Origin of the sequence: Winogradskyella alexanderae (assembly GCF_020166335.1) — a bacterium.
Classification (GTDB): domain Bacteria; phylum Bacteroidota; class Bacteroidia; order Flavobacteriales; family Flavobacteriaceae; genus Winogradskyella; species Winogradskyella alexanderae.
Map to the genome: position 1 here is coordinate 16,468 of NZ_JAIUJR010000001.1, position 23,884 is coordinate 40,351.

General features: G+C 35.8%; 16 protein-coding genes. All 16 read right to left on the reverse strand.

The window, feature by feature from the left end:
* Positions 1 to 18: 18 nt before the first annotated feature.
* The 16 genes from LBU54_RS00085 to LBU54_RS00160 all read right to left on the reverse strand — a co-directional run bounded on the left by LBU54_RS00085 (position 19) and on the right by LBU54_RS00160 (position 23,883).
* On the reverse strand, positions 19 to 1,020 hold the full coding sequence (locus LBU54_RS00085; protein WP_224523609.1) for a cytochrome c oxidase subunit 3: 1,002 nt from the start codon (positions 1,018 to 1,020) through the stop codon (positions 19 to 21).
* Between the two features lie 36 nt (positions 1,021 to 1,056).
* Positions 1,057 to 1,647: a cytochrome c oxidase subunit 3 gene (locus LBU54_RS00090; RefSeq protein WP_224523616.1), complete on the reverse strand. Its 591-nt coding sequence runs from the start codon at positions 1,645 to 1,647 to the stop codon at positions 1,057 to 1,059.
* Positions 1,648 to 2,541: a heme o synthase gene (gene cyoE, locus LBU54_RS00095; RefSeq protein WP_224523638.1), complete on the reverse strand. Its 894-nt coding sequence runs from the start codon at positions 2,539 to 2,541 to the stop codon at positions 1,648 to 1,650.
* Between the two features lie 100 nt (positions 2,542 to 2,641).
* Positions 2,642 to 4,747, reverse strand: coding sequence for a gliding motility protein RemB (locus tag LBU54_RS00100; RefSeq protein WP_224523640.1), 2,106 nt, complete (start codon positions 4,745 to 4,747; stop codon positions 2,642 to 2,644).
* A 277-nt stretch (positions 4,748 to 5,024) separates the two neighbouring features.
* A complete protein-coding gene (locus LBU54_RS00105; RefSeq protein ID WP_224523643.1) occupies positions 5,025 to 5,753 on the reverse strand; it encodes an energy transducer TonB in 729 nt (242 codons plus the stop codon).
* Positions 5,754 to 5,818: 65 nt separating this feature from the next.
* Positions 5,819 to 6,127 carry a VanZ family protein gene (locus LBU54_RS00110; protein WP_224523646.1) on the reverse strand — a complete coding sequence of 103 codons (309 nt, stop codon included), beginning with the start codon at positions 6,125 to 6,127 and terminating at the stop codon, positions 5,819 to 5,821.
* A 46-nt stretch (positions 6,128 to 6,173) separates the two neighbouring features.
* Positions 6,174 to 6,554: a glycine cleavage system protein GcvH gene (gene gcvH, locus LBU54_RS00115; RefSeq protein WP_224523649.1), complete on the reverse strand. Its 381-nt coding sequence runs from the start codon at positions 6,552 to 6,554 to the stop codon at positions 6,174 to 6,176.
* A gap of 61 nt (positions 6,555 to 6,615) precedes the next feature.
* Positions 6,616 to 13,860 carry a T9SS outer membrane translocon Sov/SprA gene (sov, locus tag LBU54_RS00120; RefSeq protein WP_394370846.1) on the reverse strand — a complete coding sequence of 2,415 codons (7,245 nt, stop codon included), beginning with the start codon at positions 13,858 to 13,860 and terminating at the stop codon, positions 6,616 to 6,618.
* A gap of 5 nt (positions 13,861 to 13,865) precedes the next feature.
* Positions 13,866 to 14,447, reverse strand: a complete 582-nt coding sequence (ruvA, locus tag LBU54_RS00125; protein ID WP_224523657.1) for a Holliday junction branch migration protein RuvA — start codon at positions 14,445 to 14,447, stop codon at positions 13,866 to 13,868.
* Between the two features lie 170 nt (positions 14,448 to 14,617).
* A complete protein-coding gene (locus LBU54_RS00130; RefSeq protein WP_224523658.1) occupies positions 14,618 to 16,897 on the reverse strand; it encodes an NADP-dependent malic enzyme in 2,280 nt (759 codons plus the stop codon).
* Positions 16,898 to 16,945: 48 nt separating this feature from the next.
* Positions 16,946 to 17,872 (reverse strand): tRNA epoxyqueuosine(34) reductase QueG, encoded by a 927-nt coding sequence (gene queG, locus LBU54_RS00135; RefSeq protein WP_224523660.1) that lies wholly within the window; start codon positions 17,870 to 17,872, stop codon positions 16,946 to 16,948.
* 35 nt (positions 17,873 to 17,907) lie between these two features.
* Positions 17,908 to 18,930: a Holliday junction branch migration DNA helicase RuvB gene (ruvB, locus tag LBU54_RS00140; protein WP_224523663.1), complete on the reverse strand. Its 1,023-nt coding sequence runs from the start codon at positions 18,928 to 18,930 to the stop codon at positions 17,908 to 17,910.
* 71 nt (positions 18,931 to 19,001) lie between these two features.
* Positions 19,002 to 20,798, reverse strand: coding sequence for a cytochrome c oxidase subunit I (locus LBU54_RS00145; protein WP_224523665.1), 1,797 nt, complete (start codon positions 20,796 to 20,798; stop codon positions 19,002 to 19,004).
* 37 nt (positions 20,799 to 20,835) lie between these two features.
* Positions 20,836 to 21,897, reverse strand: coding sequence for a cytochrome c oxidase subunit II (locus tag LBU54_RS00150; RefSeq protein WP_224523667.1), 1,062 nt, complete (start codon positions 21,895 to 21,897; stop codon positions 20,836 to 20,838).
* 26 nt (positions 21,898 to 21,923) lie between these two features.
* Positions 21,924 to 23,300, reverse strand: coding sequence for a quinol:cytochrome C oxidoreductase (locus tag LBU54_RS00155; RefSeq protein ID WP_224523669.1), 1,377 nt, complete (start codon positions 23,298 to 23,300; stop codon positions 21,924 to 21,926).
* A 22-nt stretch (positions 23,301 to 23,322) separates the two neighbouring features.
* Positions 23,323 to 23,883 (reverse strand): c-type cytochrome, encoded by a 561-nt coding sequence (locus LBU54_RS00160; protein WP_224523671.1) that lies wholly within the window; start codon positions 23,881 to 23,883, stop codon positions 23,323 to 23,325.
* Between the last annotated feature and the right edge of the window lies 1 nt (position 23,884).

A 23,884-nucleotide genomic window follows, 5' to 3' on the forward strand; every position in this document is an offset into this window, starting at 1 on the left:
ATGATTTTTAATATTTTATTAAACTAAGTAGAAGAATGTAAATACGAATACCCAAACTAAATCGACAAAGTGCCAGTAAAGACCAACTTTCTCAACCATTTCGTAACTACCACGTCTTTCATAGGTACCTAGTATAACATTAAACCAGATAATTATATTAATTACTACTCCAGAAAATACGTGGAATCCGTGAAAACCGGTGATAAAGAAAAAGAAATCAGCAAAAAGAGAGGTGCCATATTCATTAACTCTTAAGTTAGCGCCCTTAACTACCAGTTGTCCATTGTCTTTTATCTGTTTTAGGGATTCTTCTCTAGATAATATTGTTTTTTCACCTTCGTCATTTATAATTTGAGTTCTAACCAAGATGTTTTCATTCGCTTCAAGACCATTGTATATTTCACTAACAGTATACGGTGGTAAAGCCTCTTCTGTCACGTACCATAGTCCATTTTTGCGTTCATGCTCTGTTCTAACGGTGGCTTCTGTTATTGCAAAATCCTCAATAGAAATTCGCTTGAATTTCTCTTTCCCGTCTACAGTAACATACTCTCCAAATTGTAAAATATTACCACCTTTAGTTTGTACAGCGCCATAATCCCCATTAATAAAAGTTGCCCACTCCCAAGCTTGAGAACCAACGAATATCGCACCACCTATAATGGTTAAAAAGAGATATAGCGTCACCTTGGCTTTATTCATATGATGCCCGGCATCTACGGCTAATACCATAGTAACGGAAGACATAATTAGAATAAATGTCATGAAAGCAACATAAATCATTGGTAACTCTTGGCCATGTAAAAACGGAACGTGCGTAAATACCTCATCAGCAATTGGCCATTCTTTAATGAATTTGAATCTTGAGAAACCATATGCTGCTAAGAAGCCAGAGAAAGTCAAGGCATCAGATACGATAAAAAACCACATCATAAGCTTGCCGTAACTTGCTCCAAGTGGTCTATTTCCTCCGCCCCATGTTTTTCCTTCTGTACCAGTACTTGCTACTGTAGAATCCATAAGTCTATTTTAAGTTTTAAGATTGGACAAAAATAATCAAATTATATATCTAAAAAAATATAAAAACAAAAACAGCACAACCCATAGGATATCTACAAAATGCCAGAAAATAGAAGCGAGTTCAAAACCAAGCATATTCTCTGAATTATACTTCTTTTTAAAATGATTATAAATAACAACAATTAGTGCGATTAACCCAGCAATGACGTGTGCAATATGAACAACAGCTATGATGTAGATAAAGGAAACTGTAACGTTGCTGGTAGGTCCAGTGAAGTTATATCCAGCCTCAATTAATTCTCCGAAACCTGCAAATTGATTGTAAATAAAAGCAACACCCAAAACAAACGTAAATAACAATCCTATGGTTACACCTTGTAGATTGTTCTGCTTGAGTGCTTTTTTAGCGACTATTAATGTTACACTACTAACAATTATTAATATTAAGCTAATTAAAAATGCATTTGGCAATTGAAAATCCTCCAGCCAATCTTCCCGTTTTCTGCTTACTATAAATGCACTTATTAGCCCAGCGAATGTCATGATCAGAGATCCTATACCAAACCACAACATCATTTTTTTTGATCTATTCTGTTTTTCTTCTTGTGTTCCTTCTGTTAAATCCATCTAACTCAAAAATTTATCTGCAACATAAACCATCTGCAACATTGTGATGTAAAATACACTAGAGAGCATTAACTGTTTTGCTGCCCTAGTTGATCGTTCCTTAAACAATCTAAACGCGTAAGCAATCATAACCAATCCCAATCCAAAAACAATTATTGCCCCAACAATAGATAGTTTAAGATCTCCTGTAAAACCAAACACAGGCAAAATAGAAACTAAGGTTGTCCAAATACTATACATTATAATTTGAACAGCAGTTCCTTTATCTGGTTTTCCCGTGGGCAACATAAAAAATCCCCCTTTTTTGTAATCTTCATGCAAAAACCAACCTATTGACCAAAAATGTGGAAACTGCCAAAAAAACTGAATTGCAAACAGTGTCCCAGGTTCAATTCCAAAAGCATTTCTTGCTGCAACCCAACCCAGCATAAATGGTATTGCACCTGGCAAGGCTCCAACAAAAACAGATAAAGCTGTTTTAGTTTTTAAAGGTGTGTAAACACTTGTATACAAAAAAATTGAAATTGCGCCCCACATTGCGGTTTTAGGATTGATCGTGTAAAGCGTTATTAAACCAAGAATTGTGAATGATGTTGCAATTATAAAAGCTGTGTTAACGGACATTCTACCAGCAGGAATAGGTCTATTTTTAGTCCTGTCCATTAGGGCATCCAAATCTCTTTCAATAATTTGATTATAGGCATTTGAGGCTCCAACCATAAAGTAACCACCTACAGCTAATAGTAGCAAGGTGACAGCACTTATTGTTTCGGCACCTAAAAGGTACCCTGCCAATGAGGAAAAAACCACACTCACGGACAAACCCATCTTGGTGATTTCCTTAAAATCAGTGAAAACAGAAACAGTTGATAACGATGATTTTGCGCTACTCACAGCAATTTTTTAACATTAATTCTTAGCGAGGGCAAAGATAACTTGAAAATTAATTATCACCAACCAATAAGTACAGTTTTAGCAATACTTAACAGGGTATTTAAAAATCATTATACCAATTAAATAAATCCGTTCTCAACCCTATACTAAACCAAAATGTATTAGAGTCTACTGTTGAAGTTGTAATTGCTTCAGGATTAAAATCTCTGTAAATAATATTAGTAAAAAGCTTTAAATTAGTTTCTGGGTTTAATAAGTAGCCAGCTTGAAGTTCGGTCATAAAACTATTGGTTTTATTTCCTTGCCCAATTGTTATATTCGTATTTCCAACTCTATTATCCTCATCAGCAAAAATATCACCTCCATAATTAAAACTATCTTCGGCAGTATTAAAATCAAATCCACGCTGGCCCATTACAATCTTAGCATCGGCAAACCAACGCTTGTAATTATATCGCCCAATTAAAACAACTTCTCTAAAGTTAGATCCCCAAAGGTGTGCCATTGGTTGGTTAAAATGCGCATAGTTTAAAATGATTGAATTATGTGAATAAGTGTAGGGTCTTACTTGATTGTACTCAGCTTGAAGCAATAAGTTATCGACCTTAAATGCATTAAAATATTTTGCTCCTAATTGAAATCCAAACTTGTTTTTCCAACTTTTCTCTCCGGCTCTAACATCACTCAACGAGAACTCATCCAGAACAAATTGACCATAAATATTAACCTTGTTATTCCATTTGTACTTTCCGCTCAAACCCAAAATAGCATTACCAGCATCTTGACCGGTCTGAAATTCTATTGCCCTAAAGAAAATTATTGGATTTAAATAGTTTACATCAAAGCCTCTGTTATTTGTGTCTGCCCACATTACCGATTCAAACAAACCAATATTTAATCGTTTTGAGACATTCCAACTTAAATAATGGTTCGCCATATATTTAGTAAAAAAAGCACCATCTACCGTTACTTCGGGCCTTACATCTTTCAACCACATCCAAGTACTCGTGTATTTAATTTTCCAGAAACTAGTATTCAACTTTAAAAATGGGTAAGGACTACTTACATCACTTTGTAAAAGGGATCGGTAACCATCTCCGATGAAGTTTTTCCCATGGCCAAATTGAATGTTTAGAAAATCTGCAGGAGTGTATGATAAATAAGCCTCCGCAACAGGATAATCATAAGAATCTTTTTTAAACCGCTTTGCAATACCTCTACCAGGTATAATTGCTGGGTCAGGACCAAAAGCTTTTAAGCTTTCAGCATATCTGTTAAAGTAGTCTGCAAAACGTCCTTGGCTTTCATAAACGGATGTCGTTAGATTAAACCGTTTACCTAAACCAGCTTGAATGAAAATACCCCTTGTATTATTCCATGTAGAATTAAAATCTGCCTCAGTATCCCTACCAACCTGTAAGTCTACAATTGGGTCTACCGTAAACCAATAATCTTTTCCTTGGACGGCAACAAGATGTTCGTTAAAAACTTTACGGCCTAACCAAGAATCTGTTGCTTTTACCAAACTTTCTCTTTCTGCTTTTATATCATAGTATTTAGCAACGTCGGCATACAGAAAAGGTTTTGCTGCAGTGTGACTATTCGTACCAATAGCATTCATTTCATCATCAAACCTCGCATAAAAAGAGTGTGTAAAGGGTACATTTAATTGGCTTGTATATTCTAACTTATCGTAAGGCTTAATCTGAGCATTTATTTTGTCAAATTCCTCTGATAACGTTGCGCTTAAACTATCATAGCCCGTGGTATTATCTACCGCATCCTTATGTGAAGACTCTATTGGTTCTTCAAGTGGTATAGGAATGTCAATACTATACTGCACAAACGTTGCCTTGCCGTTGTAAGTTGCTGGCTCAACTTTTGGAAGTAAGCCAAATACACGCTTACTCTCTTCTTTTAATTCATTATAAATAGCATCAATGTAAATGACATTAAATTCACCTTCTTTATTTACTTCAAACAATACTTTTATTTCGCCTTGATAAGTGTCTTCAATAACGATCTCTGGTACCACGAAATTTTTAAAAATGAAAGTATTAAGTGTAAAATTGAAACAAGACTTAATTTGATCTACGGTAAGAGAATCACACTCCTTAAACACAGGAGGTTTTTCATAAGCTGAAAGATTTTGACTGTTACAAATTACAGAACCTAATAATGCAACAATTAGCAAAATCTTTTTCATAAAGAGAGTTTAATTAATTTAACGAAAGATACTTATTTTTTAGTACCAGCTAAAACAAAAAATCACTTATGAATCAATAAAAGTTTGATTTGAGATTGATGATAATTCAGTCGTTTTGGTGGACTTAGAATGAATCAGCCAATAATAATTTTAAAGGATAATATCACAATTATATTTTTCCATAAAGGAATCAAGCAACTAACTTTTAAATTGCATTTCAAAAAAAACCCGTCCAAATAATTTTGAACGGGATTCTTATATTTAATAACTGTATTTCTTAGTCTTGTACTTGGAACACAATTGGTAATGAGTAAGGCACAATTACAGCCTTTCCTCTTTGTTTACCAGGCTTCATTTTAGGCAATAAACTAATTACACGTTTAGCTTCTTTTTCTAATCCTGGGTGCGGGCCACGTGCTCCTACACCTACTATGTTTCCAGATTTATCTATTTTAAATGAAACGAAAATACGTTTTCTACCTGCAGGCAAACCTAAATCACTAGCGAGTTCTGTATTAAACTTTTTGTTTACAAATTTCGCTACCTTCTCAGACATGCACTTTTTCTTCGCTGCATTCCCCTTTTCTCTTTCACATCCAGGGAATACAGGTACGTTTTCAATAACCGAGAAAGGCACCTCAATATCTTCTTCTACCTCTTCTACAACCACTTCTTCTACTTCAACGATTTCAGCTTCCATTTCTGTCTCAGTAGATTCTATAACCGTCTCCTCAACTTCCTCTTCATCCTCAACTACCTCAATAACCTCCGGTGCAGCTGGTGGTGGTGGTGGTGGAGGTGGAGGTGTTACTATCTGTTCTGTAATTGGTACTTCTTCTTCTAACTCGTCATCTAGATTTAAAGAGTCTAAAGCGATATCACTTTTATCGTATGTCTTATAATTTATTGACATATAAGTGATTGCCAACATTAAAGCAAGTCCAACTGCAAAATAGATAGAACTATTTCGACTCACATCTGATTTTGGATTTTTCTTAGGTTCCATATTACCGGTTTTACTATAACATCGCTAATTTAATTAATTAAATATTAAAATAGCAAGGCTTTCAATTATTTTAACTTTAACAACGAATATCTAACTGCAATTAATGTGCCAAGAAGAACACCCAAGGCATTTGCCAGCATATCCAAGACATCAAAAGTTCTGTTAGGATTTAGCAAAAATTGCAATACTTCCAATAAAGCTCCTAATGAAACTGAGGCCAAAACAACGATGGAAATGATGCGCTGGTTATTTAAAGGCTTATAATAAGTAATCCATAGAGATACCAAGATGAAGTAAGCCACTACATGATAGATCTTATCATCCATACTAGAGCCCAAATCCGGTATGTGATCTATATTAATAAGACTGAGCACAATCAAAGCGATTGTATAAAAAATAGAAAAAAATAGCAGTAGTTCCTTAAGCACTAATAAGGGCCTTGTAATCTTCCGCAGATAATAAATTCTCGATTTGAGAATCGTCGTCAATTTTGAGTTTTATCATCCAACCATCTCCATAGGGATCTGAATTTACCTTTTCTGGTTCATTTTCTAAACCTTCATTAAACTCAATGATCTCTCCAGAAAGGGGTAGAAACAAATCTGAAACTGTTTTTACAGCTTCAACAGTACCAAAAACCTCTTCGGCATCTAAAGTCTCATCTAAGGTGTCTACCTCAACATAAACTATATCTCCTAATTCTCCCTGCGCAAAATCTGTAATGCCTACAGTTGCTACATCCCCTTCAATTCTCACCCATTCGTGATCTTTGGTGTACTTTAATTCTGATGGTATATTCATCGCTTAATATTGTAATAAATTAGAGCAACAAAAATAATTTTTTAATTGCTTCCATTCAAAATTAATTACCAAAATTATAACGTAAGGTAATTCCTGATCGTAACGAAGTTTGTGGGAAAGAAGTAGATATGGCAAAATCTGAGAAAGTGTAGTCAAAATAAAAAATGCCCGTTAAATTTTTGCTGAATGCGTAATCTGCCGTAAACTTTGCTCCCCAAATAGTTTGACCTGCCGTGACTTGATTATTCTCTAAATCTAAGTATCGGATTATTGTTTTGTTATCTCTTACAGAAATATCAGCACGCATATTAAGATCACTCTTTATAATTTGTTTTGCTCCTGCTAATTGTGATCTAATTCTTAAATCCTTAATTCTATAACCCAGACCTAGGGTATATTCTTCACCTTGAATTTCAGTTAATAGATTATTATCAAAGCTTAATGAAAGCAGTCTGTCGGTTTTAATTTCGGCAAGAACTTTTATTGAGTTCTTCATTTCAAACTCTAATCTGATGAGCGGACTAAACTGCTCCTCTAAATTTATATTGCTGTAAAGTGTTTCGTTTTTAAAATTACCCGATTGATCTAATACAGTGTCTGGTTGGTCTGCATAAGGTTGACCTAGATTAAACTCACTAGGGTCCAAATCAAGGTTTGTCCTGAACTGATTTATGGTATATCTAGATCTATATCCATGTTGAATTGAAAATCTTCTAAAGGTCTTTTTAAACCATGGGATTCGCATTAACCCGGTATACTTCAATGTCCAATTTGGAATTGGAACATCCCTAAATGCACTTGTACTTATTTTCTCAGCATCTGCCCCTTGGTATGCCGCTAAAAAGGCCGGTAGCAATACACGCTGACTATTTTTGCCAAACCCTAATGGATAGCCTTCTGCATCTGTAGCAAACGTATTAGTCCCATAAAATTCCCTTGCCAATCTATTGGCAACGATTAAACGATTCGCTCTAAAATCGTCAAATGTTGTAGACTGTAATTCATCGCTCCTGCTAAAAGCTGTTCGTATTAAGGCCGTAGAAATATTAAAGTTTCCGAAGGCGTTAGTGATTAAATCTTCATACTGGTCACTTAAGCCATCATTATCAATATCAATTGCCCTGAATGTCTCGTTAATGTTTTCTGCAAATGTTCTGTTACCAATTAAGTCTATCTTAAGATCTCGCATTGGCTCGAGATTCATGGAGTAATCTAACGTCTTATTTGTTACTTCTGTATACTGCTGATTGAATTCTGGGAATATTGTTAACCATCCATTCTCAGCAACTACACCTCTTATGTCGCGTTGGCTTCCAAATGTGTAATCCCAAGTAGGCCTTAAAGTACCGATAAAACCAGGAGTTGGTAAATAACCGGGTAAAAACGTTCCATTATTTTCTGAATAACCAAATTGTACTCGTTTTACCATGGTAACTATATCAATTAAGGTGTTGTATGCTTTTTGACCAACACTGCCTTTTTTCGTTGGATTTGCTCTACTGCCTTCTGCAGGGACATCAGGAGTTGGCGCTGTTCGACTTTTAACCGCAGTGTTTCTGCCTCGTCCACGCTGATTGCCCTTTCTAACCAAACCAATACTTTTATACAGGGTCTCCATATTTAATGTGGTATTGAGGTTATGCGTATTGGAGTTTTGTATTGAATGACCGAGATTATAAGTCTGACCGTCTAGCACAAGTCCCTCATTTAAATCAGACCCTTTTTGCCATTGAAATGCACCATTGTAAGCATATGTGGCCCTTAAAAAACTTAAAATTGGGATTTTGTACAATGGTATTTCATAGTTTACCTGAAGCTGTTGCGTCTGAAGATTTGGATCACCAAAATCAAAGAATCCATCCCAGACATCTAAATTTGGATCTTGTCTACCATTTATCCTGTCATCAATAAAATAATTCCTAACAATATTGGTATTTGCTGCTGTAAAATTGAGACTTAAAGCATCGGTAAGGTTATAATTTATGGCGTATTGAAAATCAAATGTATAATTACGTCTGAACAATTCTTCTATTGCGATATTATCACCGCCTAACTCAACTTCCCGGAATTTTTGCTTACTGAACTGCCTATTTATGTCCGTGTTTACAGAAATACTACTTGGTAATAAATTGAAATTGAAATCTTTTAAAATTTTCCAGTATTTTCCTCTAAAGAGTGAGTCATTCTTTTTAAAGGGTTCAATTTTTGCAGGTTCGAAAGCATAATTATAATTGACCCCAGCTCTTATATTTTGATCTAAAGAATTTTCTATCTCAAAATCCCTGTGCTCTACCTTGTTATACGAATAGTTAAAGGTTAGATTTTCTACATCATAGAAGTGACGTTTGCCATCGCCCATTTTTTGTTTTCGTACACCAATGAAATTTATACTCTTCCGCTTTGTGTAATTTTCATTTACCTTGAGAATTGAGTCCGTATCAGTAGTATTATTTAATTGGGTTTCTAATTCTATATCTCTGTAATACTCATCAAATTGTGGTGTTATAATTTCTTCACTTTGGGCGTAATTAAACGGAATTTGAATTCCCCATTGCTTAGGAAGTAATTGTCCTAATTGTACGTTGGTTACAACATCGTACTGTTTTACATCTTCTCTACTGCGCTCATTTGGGTTTTGCTCAATTCCACCAAATCCAATAGTACTGCGTCTTCCTGTGGCACTGATATCAGCAAAATCTGCAATATTGGAATCCATACTCATAACAGCTGCCCAACCTCCCTCATTTTCGAGGTCTGACATACGTAACTCATTAAACCAAACTTCACCACAAGCATTCATACCTGTATTCCCCGAATTCTTTAAACCAACCATTAACACCCTAATATCTCCAAAGTTTGGATTTCCTTTAATAGCTACTCGTTGTTGTCCTGTTGGTAAAGGTGAAAATTCAGGTACCGGGTTTTCATTTAGAACGCCATCTACTACATCATAAAACGTAGGGTCTACATTAGTTAGTGATTGATCAAAAATACCTTTAGATTTAATGTCTTGAAGTATAGCCAATGGCATATTAATTTCGTTAACTCTTGGCCATATTTGTTCTTCTATTGTCAAACCATCGTCAACCAATTCTGTGGGCAATAATGGAATTTCAATTTGATAGAAGTTATCCGTAAAATCATTTCCCATTCTAATAAAAGCAATTAGTTCACCTTCTTGGAGAACGGAACCTTCTTGAGCTTCGGCATGTAAAAACATTCGCAGCCTTTTATACTGTCGCATGTCTACATTTATATTTTTAAATACACCCTTAGAATCTTCTGGTTCTAATTCACAGGCTTGTAACACTAAAGACTGCTCATTCTGTCTAATTATATTGTTGTTGTTATTTAATTCTTCACGTCTTACTCCTGGTGGAATTACGTAATCACCATCGTTTTCCTGAACACCTACAATTGCAACATTAAATTCTGCATCTGCACTATTATTGGTTGGATCGTTGTCTAAATCTAAGGTGTAACGTCTCCAATCACTTCGCACTAAATCCAAAGTTGCAAAACGCAATATGGTATTCTCAGTGAATTCCCTTAGATACAATCTTGCAAAACGCACTGAACGAATATCTCTAATACCACCTACGGCATTTGTTGGTTCATTTATAGGTAATCTAAATTGATACCATGTTACGCTTCGTTCTTGACCATTAGGTAATGTAACCGTACGTTGCTTTACGTCGTTAATCTGTGGGTTGTTAATATTCAGTACTGTGGGATTAATATCTACCTCATACTCAAAATAACTATCAATGGTATTCATTGTGTTATCTCTGTTAATGTCCTCTACATCTGGTTGCGTTGTAGATCCTCTATTGGTATCTGTAAATATATCTGGTGTGTTACCTTCTTGACCGTTATATCTTTTGTAACGTTCTTGTATAGATCCATTTGTGTTTAAATAATAAACATAGTTATCCTTTGAAGGGTCTTCTCCAAATTGTGCACCAAATTGCAAGGACTCTTCTATGTCGTCATATCCATCATAACCAACATCCTGATTTGCACGTTCTTGACCTGTTGTGGCAAAGGTGTAAATCAAAGATTGATTTTGTGGTACCACACCTCCATACGGTGTTGGATTTAATAAGGAAACATCACCATCTTCTGGAAGACCGTTTTCATATTGTTTCTTTCCGTCCTTTAAAACATCCTCTGAAATGTTACCTAAGTTTACATACAGTTTACCACCTTGACCTGCAGGATTATCCAAAAACGGGTCTTGTACCCAAAACTCAATGTATTCCACATTTGCCTGCTCAAAATCTGTTGAGGTTATCTGTCTTGTTATACCGGCCCAGCTGTTATTTGGATTTAAAACATCATTGGTTGCCTGTGGATCAAAGTTGTATGGCCCCCTTTCAGATGGATAATAGGATAGGTCTAATGTATTAATTACTGAAGTTTGTCCCTGAACAATGTCTACTTCTGGGAATATTTCGTCTATGAAAACCCGTCTTGTATATAGGTCCGAAACATCTTCGTCTGTTATGCCATCTGGTCTCTGGTTACTATAAAAGATAGGATCGATGGTGTACCAGTTTAAAAAAGCTCTACCATAACCATTCTCTGTTCCAGGGTTATCGTTTCCAGGTATATTAGCGGGTAGATTTCGTGGTCTACTTGACAAAAACCACGATAATGGGCTTAATAAATCTATCGCCCCTTGTGTTCCTTCAAAATCATCGATATAAGCTGTTGCTTCACCATTAAAATCGGTCCCTTTAGGAGCTCCTGGTAATAAATAGGCAAACTCACCTCTAACAGAAAGATTTGAAGGAACATCTGTATCTATGTTTGGCAATTTGTTTGCTAATCTGGTAAGGAATGGCAATTCTGTCGAAAAATTACCATTCATTCCAAAAATTGTATTGTTTATAGGCTCTGCATTGAAATTAGCCTTTTGTGTAATAGGGCGTTCATTTAAATTTAAGAGCGTAGCACCAAGGACAAAATTTTCATTAAACTGATGCTCTACATTTATACCCGTGAATCGTCTTGTTTGTTGCCCGAAAACAGCATTGTTTTCAACATCTACATTAATTGGTGTATTTGATGCCTTAAGGGCTTCATCTAAAATCTCAACACGTCCTAATTGATAGTTTACGGTATAATCTATGCCTTCCACAAGTAATCGTCCACCTGCTGTGACACGAACAGAACCTCTAGGCACGTTAAATGCACCTATGGGTATACCGCCACCCGCACCACTACTTTTAAATCTACCTTTTATTTGAAATTTATTTTTCTCAGCATCATCCAAAGCTTGTGTTTTTGTAGACTTGTATAACAAGTCGTAAACATACTTCTCTTGGTTTGCATTTGGATAAACATCGAGCTCATAATCGGCATCATTGTTATTTGGATTACCATCATCATCCAAGACATCAAATAAATACTTACCGAATGGCTCTGCCTTTGTAAATATGATTTTTCCGTTTTGAGTAAGTACAGTTAGACCAGGTACATAGTCAAAAAAACCATCGCCACGTTCTTGAGGGTCATTATTAAAATTGAGTCGGTCTAGATGAAATAATCGAATGAGTGGTGTTTCATTGATTTCAGTGTCATCACCGTTAAAAGGCGTGTTATTATCAAAAAGTGGGAATGTTGTGCCTTCAACCGGACGAATATAATTTACAGGTGACGCTTCTGTATAAAATATATTCAATCTAAAATCTTCTTGACTTAACTGAAAAGCACCAGTGTCATAGATGTTTTTCATCATTAAATCCCAAATAGGAAGATCAACTACAGTTACTGCACTTTTAAGCATTTTTAGTATTAAACTTTGGTTATTGATAACCTCGTTACCTGTACCTGTATCTACTGCAGTTGCATCAACACCATCATTGGCAAATTCACCAACCTGATAAACCTCGCCACCGACGGTATATTGAAATGCAACAGCAAGCACCTCGTCGTTTAATAATCTCTGATTTAATGAAATATAACCCAATTCAGTGTTTAACACGTAATCCTGCCCTTCTTGTAGCTTTCTAGCGGCTTCTAATTTTCCAAAATCAAATCCCTCATTAGCTGGGACGTTTATTCCTGATTCAACGATGGTTATATCCCTTACATTATCATTTAAGATTGAGCCAGGCCCACCAATATTTGTTGGGTCTAAATCATTATTTTCGTTTCTCGGAAATTCAGTTGGGTTATTTACAAATCCAGGTGGTATAGGCTCAAAACCAATATTATCGATTTGGGACTCTCCTAAATCCTGAAACGCCACAACATTTCTCACATTATCCGTTTGATTGTTTCTATTGGTTACCCAAACTTCTACCCTAGTAATCTGTAACCCTTGATTATCAATGAATGGATACTGTAACAAAGCCTTGTCATAGTTATTTCTAAAATAGTGTGCTAAGAAAAAGTGCCTGTTTTCGTCGTAATCCCTTGCGAAGAATTCAAATTCTTCAAGTGTTCCTCCACCCTGTGCAACAACTGATCTTGATTGTGATTGTTGCTCAGAAAAAACAGCGGTAACAGTAGTCCTTCCAAACTGAAGCTCTGTTTTAACACCAAAAAGGCTTTGTGCTCCCGTAATAAGTGAGCTGTTAAGTGGCATATTAACATTACCAACTTCAATTTTTCGGATGATATCATCCTCTGTGGGCGTATATTCTAATTTAACTAAATTCTGAAAATCGAAAGTAGACTCTGTATCATAATTGGCAGTAACTTGAAGTCTAGTACCAACTTTTCCTAAAAGACTCAAACTGATTCTCTGGTCAAAATCGAATGTAAAATTGGTTCTGTTTCTGGGCGAAAAAGCAGGATTATCTTGTCTTGAAAATAACACACCTAAGTCTACTTCAACAGAACCTTGAGGTACTACATTTATGCTATTACCTCCAAAAATAGTTTCAAACAATCCAGAATCCACGTAAAATTCTGGCAACAAGTTTTTTTGATCTTCTTCTGTACCGTCTTTTTTTCCCGCGGCTGCATCTGCCATTTGCTTATAATATTCCTTCAACCTCTCTTGAAGTACCAACTTTTGAAATTCTTCAGGTGTTAGAATTAAAGGATAGTTAGTATTGAAATTCCCAATTTTTTCTGTGTAAATGTATCTGTCCAGAATTGGATCATACGTGTATTTTGAAACAATACTGCTTGGGTTTGGCATAACCAGCTTTCCAAAAGCAAACGTAGTTTTTGTGGTATCCTGGGCTTGCTCATTTTCCTGAGCGCTCAAAAAACCACTTAACAGTGTAACCACTATTAAGCATAAAAAACGAAAAGAATTGAAGTGTTGATTATAGTTAGTTTTATTCAATTGTTTTATAGGTTTTTAAGAGCTTCTTTAATAATTTGCTCTACAAGGGCATCTGGTTGTGCTTTTAAAATCTTATCAATAACTTTCTCTGATTGTTTTTTGTTAAATCCTAAAACTTCTAATGCAGATAACGCTTCATCTTTGTTAGTATTGTTTGGTATCAAAGAAAGTTCGTCTATACCATAAACTTTTAACACTTTATCCTTTAAATCAATAATAACACGTTGCGCAGTTTTAGCTCCAATACCTTTTACACTTTGAATTAAGGCAACATCTTCACTCGCTATGCCCTCCTTTACTTGCTCTGGTGACAACGATGATAACATGGTTCGGGCTGTATTTGCACCGATGCCACTAACAGAAATAAGTAATTTGAATATTTCACGCTCCGCCTTTGAAGAAAAACCATATAGCGAATGCGAATCTTCCCTTACTTGAAGATAGGTATATAATTTTATATTTTCCCCATCTGGGATTTGAGAAAAGGTATGCAGTGAAATATTGATAAAATAGCCGACACCATTGCAATCTATAACAATATCCGTAGGATTTTTTTCAACAAGTTTCCCCTCTAAGTGTGTAATCATAAATCCTTTAAAAAACTTAGATTAACCCACACAATTCAATTTTCTTTAATCTCGTAACTACTGTGCTTCTAATTTGATGAGATTAACGACGTAAATATCATAGGTTAATAGGCCAAATGTAATAAAATATTTTACATTACAAAGGACTGATTATTGAAAGCAAAGTGTTTTTACTGCTGTCTTTTTTCACGCTCTTGGGCATCAATTACAGCAATTGCAGACATATTTACAATTTCATCTACGCTTGCACCTAATTGTAATATGTGAACCGGCTTATTCATCCCCATCATTATTGGTCCTATTGACTCGACTTTATTTAATTCCTTTAAAAGCTTATACGTAATATTTGCAGCATCTAGATTAGGAAAAATTAAAGTGTTTACTTTCCTTCCTGCCAATTTAGAGAATGGGAAAATATCTTGGAGCATTTCTGAGTTTAGAGCGAAATCTGTTTGTACTTCGCCATCTACTATCATATCTGGGTAAGCTTTATGGAGAAAAGCAACGGCATCATTAACTTTTCCTGCCCTTGGATTATCTGAAGAACCAAAATTTGAATATGAAGTCATCGCAATTACAGGCTCAATACCAAACATTTTCGCAACATTAGATGTCATTCGCGCTATTCGCGCTAAGTCCTTTGCGCTAGGATCTATATTTATAGAGGTATCACTCAAAAACATCGGTCCTCTCTGCGTTATCATTACGTTTGTTGTTGCTATTCGTGAAACGCCATCCGCCATTCCAATTAGTTCCAACATTGGTTTGACTACATTAGGATAACTTCTGGAATAGCCTGTTACCACTCCATCTGCATCTCCTTCATTTACCATCATTGCTGCATAATAGTTTCGTTCTCTCATTTTTTGTTCGGCAGCGTATAATGTAACACCTTGTCTCTGGCGTTTCTCCCAATATGATTTAGCATAGCGGTTCTTGCGTTCTAATTCTTCATCTGATTTTGGATCTAAAATTGGTACATCTACATCAAATTCTATCTCTGTCATGAGATCTAAAATGGTATCACGCCTTCCTAATAATATTGGGTTTGCGACACCTTCTTCATAAACTATTTGAGCAGCCTTAAGAACATCTAATTGATCTGCTTCTGCAAACACTATTCTCTTAGGATTCGTTCGTGCCCTTTGGAGTAACATTCTTACCAATTTATTGTCTGACCCCAATCGTTCCATTAAGGTGTTTTTGTATCTATCCCAATCTTCAATAGGCGCTTTTGCAACACCACTTTCGATCGCTGCTTTTGCAACTGCTGGAGGAACTTCTTCAATTAATCTCGGGTCAAACGGCTTAGGTATTATATAATCTTTTCCAAAGGTTAATCTGGTTTCGTTATAGGCAAGATTTACTTGTTCTGGCACAGGTTCTTTTGCTAGTCTTGAAAGTGCCTTCACAGCCGCCATTTTCATGGCCTCATTAATTTTTGTTGCTCTAACATCTAAAGCACCTCTAAAAATGAAAGGAAACCCCAAGACATTATTTACTTGGTTTGGATGGTCACTACGACCAGTAGCCATTATAATATCCTCTCTTGTCTCAATTGCCAAATCATAGTCAATCTCAGGATTTGGATTGGCCATAGCAAATACAATGGGATCCTTGGCCATAGATTTAAGCATCTCTGGTGTTACGATATCGGCCATAGATAACCCTATAAAAACATCTGCGTCTACCATAGCCTCTTTTAAGGAGTCTATCTTTCTATTAGTTGCAAATTCAGCTTTCTGGGACGTTAAATTAGTGCGATCTGTTCTAATAACACCTTTACTATCTAGCATTACGATATGCTCTTTCTTGACTCCAAATGCTTTATAAAGGCGTGTGCACGAAATTGCTGCTGCACCAGCACCACTTACTACAATTCTTATCTCCCCTATTTTCTTTTCTGCTAATTCTAGTGCATTTAGTAATGCAGCGGCAGAGATTATTGCCGTACCATGTTGATCGTCATGCATTACCGGAATATCCAATTCTGCTTTTAGACGACGTTCTATTTCAAAGGCCTCAGGAGCTTTAATGTCTTCTAAATTAATTCCTCCAAAAGTTGGCGAAATATTTTTTACGGTCTCTATAAACTCATCAACATTTTCAGTATTAACTTCGATATCAAAAACGTCTATATCTGCAAATATTTTGAATAGCAAACCTTTTCCCTCCATAACAGGTTTTGAAGCTTCTGGTCCAATATTTCCTAAACCCAAAACTGCAGTACCGTTAGATATAACAGCAACTAAATTTCCTTTTGCCGTATACTTGTAAACGTTATCTACATTTTTATCTATTTCAAGGCAAGGTTCAGCAACTCCTGGAGAATAAGCCAAAGACAGATCTCGCTGAGAGGCATATTTCTTCGTAGGTATAACTTTTATCTTTCCTGGTGTTGGTTTGGCATGATAAACCAAAGCTTCTATTCGCTTACTCTGTTTGCTCATTTCTCAAAATGAATTAGTCCCAAAGATACACAATGAAATATTTAAAGCTTAATCCTTCAAAAAGGCAATGTTTCTCTTTAAACCTGAATATTTAGTCCGTTTTACCGCAGATTTTTTGAAAACTTTTTTAAATGTCTCTTCAGTTATTTCTTCCCAATCTTTTTTTGTCATTTCCAACATTTCTGGATTTGGATTAAACAACGGTTCGTTGTGACCTCTTGAAAATCGATTCCATGGGCAAACATCTTGGCAAACATCACAACCAAACATCCAGTCGTCAAATTTACCTCTAAGCTCAGTTGGTATATTCTCTTTTAACTCAATGGTAAAATAGGAGATACACTTACTCCCATCTACTACATAAGGTTCAGTTATCGCTTCAGTCGGACAAGCATCAATACAAGCTGTACAAGTGCCACAATGATCTGTTACAGGTGTATCATACTCTAATTCTAAATCAATTATTAATTCTGCAATAAAATAGAATGACCCTACTTGTTGCGTTAGAAGATTAGTGTGCTTTCCAATCCACCCTAGACCAGATCTTGCCGCCCAAGCTTTATCTAGAATAGGGGCGGAATCAACAAAAGCACGTCCATTTACGTCACCAATTTCATCTTGAATTGCGCATAAAAGCATTTTTATTTTATCCTTGATAACAAAATGATAATCTGTGCCATAAGCATACTTTGACAGTTTATAACTATCAGTATTCTGTTCATGATTGGGAAAATAATTCAGGAGTAAAGACACCACGCTTTTCGAACCTTCTACTAAAAGCGTTGGGTCCAAACGCTTATCAAAATGATTTTCCATATAACGCATTTCACCATGCATATTCTTGTTTAACCAATTTTCTAGCCTTGGTGCTTCCTTTTCAAGAAATTCAGCTTTACTTATACCACATGACAAAAAACCGAGGCGTTTGGCTTCGGTTTTAATAAATTTTGTGTATTTGGTTTTATTATTCAACATAGTTATGGAATACAAACTTGTTCAATATGACACACTCAAAATAATCCACCTTGTTTTGGGCCTTTTATTTTTCCGAGGTGACTATAAGCTTGTTCCGTCACCTCTCGCCCTCTAGGTGTTCGCATAATAAATCCTTGTTGTATTAAAAATGGCTCGTAGACTTCTTCTATCGTCTCTGCACTTTCACTTACAGCTGTTGCAAGCGTGGTAATCCCTACAGGACCACCTTTAAATTTTTCAATAATGGTTGTCAAAATTTTATTGTCCATTTCGTCCAAACCGTGTGCGTCAACATTTAGGGCCTCTAAAGAAAACTTGGCAATATCAATATCTATACTTCCATTACCTTTTATCTGAGCAAAATCTCTTACACGTCTTAATAGCGCATTGGCAATTCTAGGTGTTCCTCGACTACGACCAGCGATTTCAATTGCCGCTTCCATAGAAATTGGCACATTCAATATGGATGCGCTACGCTGCACGATAGTAGTCAGTAACTCTGTATTATAATATTGTAGTCGACTACTTATCCCAAAACGTGCTCGCATCGGTGCAGTCAACAAACCCGAACGCGTAGTTGCACCAACAAGCGTAAATGGATTTAAATTTATTTGAACCGTTCTGGCATTTGGTCCAGACTCAATCATAATATCAATTTTATAATCCTCCATTGCTGAGTATAAATATTCCTCTACAATAGGACTTAAACGATGAATTTCATCTATGAACAATACATCTCGATCATCTAAATTAGTAAGTAATCCTGCTAAATCTCCAGGCTTGTCTAATACTGGACCTGATGTTACCTTTATTCCAACATTAAGTTCGTTGGCCAAAATATGTGCTAAAGTTGTTTTACCAAGCCCAGGCGGACCGTGAAATAAGGTATGGTCTAAGGCTTCTTCTCTAAGGTTCGCGGCCTGAACAAAAACTAACAAATTCTTTAATACTTGATCTTGACCTGTAAAATCATCAAACGTAAGGGGTCTTAACTTTTTTTCTACGTCAAGTTCCTCTGGTGAATAATTTTCGTTGGAAGGATTTAGATTTTCGTTCATATAAAACAAATATAAAGAAAAAGCCTCTCTTAATTAGAAAGGCTTTTTATATGATTGTATTAAATATAATCTTAGTGATGGAGTTCTTCTTCTCCCTCTTTCATTGGTACATTTTGGGGAACAAAATCCTCATCATGACCAGGCTTGGAATAGTCATAAGACCAACGGTATACGTGTGGAATTTTACCTGGCCAGTTACCGTGTATATGCTTCACTGGTGCAGTCCACTCCAAAGTATTTGATTTCCATGGATTCTGTTCTGCTTTCTTACCATAGAAAATACTCATAAAGAAGTTGTATAAGAATACCAATTGTACTAATCCACCTACCAATGCAAACATTGTAATTACAACTTGCGCATTTGTTGTATCATCAAATAGTGGGAAGTTTGAGTTAGTATAATAACGTCTTGGTAAACCTGCCATTCCGATAAAGTGCATTGGGAAGAAGACTCCGTAAGCACATATAGCTGTTACCCAGAAGTGCAAATATCCAAGATTCTTATTCATCATGCGCCCGAACATTCTTGGGAACCAATGGTAGACTCCAGCAAACACTCCATATAGTGCTGAAATACCCATTACTAAGTGGAAGTGGGCAACCACAAAATATGTATCATGTACATTGATATCCAACGCACTATCTCCTAATATAATACCAGTTAAACCACCAGTAATAAATGTAGATACCAGCCCGATTGAAAATAACATTGCCGGATTCATCTGAAGATTACCTTTCCACAGTGTGGTTATATAGTTAAATGCTTTTACCGCAGATGGTATTGCAATTAATAATGTTGTGAACGTAAATACAGATCCTAAGAATGGATTCATACCAGAGATAAACATGTGGTGACCCCAAACTATTGTTGATAAGAATGCTATTGCTAAAATTGAAGCAACCATTGCACGGTAACCAAAAATTGGTTTACGGGAATTTGTTGCGATTATCTCGGATGTTATACCTAGTGCCGGTAGAAGTACAATATATACCTCAGGGTGACCTAAGAACCAGAATAAGTGCTCAAATAATACTGGTGAACCACCTTGGTAATGTAATACTTCACCTTGAATAAAGATATCTGATAAGAAGAATGACGTTCCAAAACTTCTATCCATTATTAATAATAATGCTGCAGACAATAATACTGGGAATGAAATCACACCAATAATAGCAGTTACAAAAAACGCCCAAATTGTTAATGGAAGTCTTGTCATAGACATTCCTTTTGTACGTAAATTAATAACTGTTACAATGTAATTTAGCGACCCAAGAAGTGAAGAGGCAATGAAAATTGCCATAGACACTAGCCATAAGGTCATACCCATTCCTGAACCACCTTGAGCCAAAGGCAAGGCCGAAAGTGGCGGATAAATTGTCCAACCCGCTGCTGCAGGTCCTGCTTCTACAAAAAATGAAGCTATCATGATTACACAAGAGATAAAAAATAACCAGTAGGAAATCATATTAAGAAAGCCTGAGGCCATATCTCTTGCTCCAATTTGTAATGGAATTAATAGGTTACTAAATGTACCGCTAAGTCCAGCAGTTAGAACGAAGAACACCATTATGGTTCCATGTATTGTTACAAGTGCTAAATAAATATCGGCATCCATAACACCTCCTGGTGCCCATTTGCCTAAAAGCGCCTCAAATAGTGCATTTGGCTTTTCTGGCCACGCTAACTGAATCCGCATTAAAAGCGACATTAAAATACCAATGATACCCATTACTATTACACCAGTAATTAAATACTGCTTTGCAATCATTTTATGATCTTGACTAAATATGTATTTAGTCACAAATGTTTCTTTGTGGTGATGTACGTCGTGATCGTCGTGTACGTGTGTATCTACTGTTGCTGACATAATCTTTCTTTTATTCTCTTTTTCGTTTAATTTTTTTCTAATTTAATAAAGAATTCGCAAATGTAGTTTGCTCCTTCATCCATGCATCAAATTCTTCCTGTGTTTCCACAACTATTTTCATTTGCATGTTGTAGTGCGATTTACCGCAGATTTTGTTACATAACAATAAGTAATCAAACTCATAAAGTAAATCTTGACCTGCTTCTTCTATTTCGGCTTGTCTTTCGACTCTCAATTCATTAATGTATTTGACTTTATCCTGAATATCAGGATTTTGACGCATTTCTTCAGTCGTAACTGTAGGTGTAAATGCAAATTGTGTTACCATACCTGGCACACAGTTCATTTGAGCTCTGAAATGTGGCATGTAAGCAGAGTGCAATACATCTTGAGAACGCATTTTAAATAGAACTGGCTTACCTACAGGTAAGTGTAGCTCAGTTACAATAACATCATCTTGCGCATTAGGATCTGCCTCATCAACACCTAATATGTTTGCTTTATCTAGATCTATTAACCTAACATTGGCTTTACCTAGAACATTGTCGTCGCCTCCATATCTTGCCTTCCAGTTAAATTGTTGCGCATAAAGCTCTACTACCATTGGGTCACTTTCCTCATCTATTGTCATTATATCGTTCCAAGTAAATAATCCATAGATTATTAAACCTGCCAAAACAATTACAGGTATTCCTGTCCAAACGGCTTCGAGTGTGTTGTTATCCGCATAGAATAATGCTTTTTTACCTTTTTCTCCTTTGTACTTATATGCAAAATAATGCAGTAAGAATTGTGTTACTATCTGAACAATAAAAATTACAACTAAAGAAATAATCAATAAGTTGTCGATTTCTGGTCCGTGCTCCGAAGCTGAATTGGACACTAAGGGTAAGTCTCCTAAATATATGAAACTAACTATTGTTATTGCATAAATAAATACTAGGAAACCGAGCATCAAATAACCATTAATTCTGTTATCCTTATCATCGGCGATTTGTGTATTTGAAGCCCCTACTTGAGCTAAATCAAATATCTTTACCATCTGCCATAAAGCAACTGCTACAAAAAGTACAATTAATACTGTTAATAAAGCTGTCATTATCGTTTTTCTTCTTTTTTAATAAATTAATAATGGAAATGTTCACTTTCCTTCATAAATGGATTTCCTTTGGCTAACAAAGGTGCTTTGCTTAACGCAGTAAAGACAATTAGCAAAAATAATCCTCCAAATAATAATATTGATCCAATTTCTGGTATCCCAATAAACCATCTGTCTACAACTGTAGCTGGCATAATCATATTAAATACATCTAAGTAATGGCCACAAAGTATTACAATCCCAGCCATAACTACAAACCATGGAATACGCTTATAATCGCTATTCATTAAGATAAGTAGAGGGAATACAAAATTCATAACTACCATACCAAAGAACGGTAATTTATAATACTCTATACGGGTCACAAAATAAGTCACCTCTTCTGGAATATTTGAATACCATATGAGCATAAATTGGGAGAACCACAAGTATGTCCAAAATATGCTAATACCAAACATAAATTTGGCCAAGTCGTGTATATGACTATCATTTACGAATTGTAACAATCCCTTAGATTTAAGATAGATTGTCATCAAAGCAATAACAGTAATACCACTCACAAACATACTTGCAAAGACATACCAACCAAATAAGGTACTGAACCAATGTGGATCTACACTCATTATCCATAACCAGGAAACTACAGATTCTGTCACAATATAAAATACTAAGAACCCTGCGGACCATCTAAATGCCTTTTTAAAGTTCGAATTATTATCTGATGTATCTTGAGCTATTGAAAATTTACGAGATAAATAACGGTAAGCGCTCCATCCTAAGATAAAGAATAAACTAAGTCCAATAAATACACCTTTATTCAAAAATCCTGATTTCCCCTGTATGAGCTTATCATGAGCAACAACTTCAGGATCCATCCAGACAAAGATGTGCTTATCTGCAATCAAGGCAATAGCAAATACTATTAACGCACCAGGTAGAACATAAGCTGTAATAGCTTCCATAACTCTAAATAAAACTGGAGACCATCCTGCCTGTGCTGCGTATTGAATAGCATAAAACGCTAAAACACCTAACGATATCATAAAGAAGAAGAATGCCGCAACATAGAGTGCTGCCCAAGGTCTATTATGAATTTGATGCAGAACATGTTCTTCATGACTCATTTCGTGACCAGATCCATGTGCTTCTGCATCATGCCCTTGGTCAGAATGCATGCTATCCGAATGAGAATCAGTTTCGCTATGTCCCGACATCGCATAGCTCTCGCCATGACCTTCTGCACTACTATGATCGCCATCATGTGCTTCATTTGCAAGGTACTCTGATATATTATCCTCATTAACTTTGTGAGAATCCCAGAAGCCATAGCCAACACCTAATAATCCTAAGACTACTAGAACGATAGCACCCATTTTTAGTCGATTTGAAATCTTATATTCCATTTATATAACCTTTATCTAAGTCTTACTTTTCTAATTCCGCTTTTAATTTCTCAACATAAGCTGTAACCTGCCACCTTTCTTCTTCGTTTAATTGGTTTGCATAAGAACCCATAGTATTTTTACCATAATAAATGACATGATATATACTTCCAGTTGTTATTGCTCTTCCGGCATCATCATAACTAGGTACTCCGAGTATTTTCTCGCGCTGTACAAGTTTTCCTTGTCCATTTCCTTTGGCCCCATGGCAAATACCACAGTAAACATCATATAATTCTTTGCCACGTGCATAATCTATTTGAATCGAATCGAGTGGGCTAGTTAGAGTTGCTTTTGCTTCATCGTATCCCGCATTGGTATCTTCAAATTCATATGGCATAAAATCACCCCTTGGAATAGTTCCTTCTGCAGGAATTTGTGCTTCAATACCATTATTAAAAGCATCCGATTCCTGGTAGGCTTCGTAACCTACAGGCTCATACATGTTTGGCATGTACTGATAATTAGGTCTAGAATTCTTTTGACAAGACATAAATCCGGTCACCAAAACTAATACTGTGATATATTTTATTACTCTCTTCATA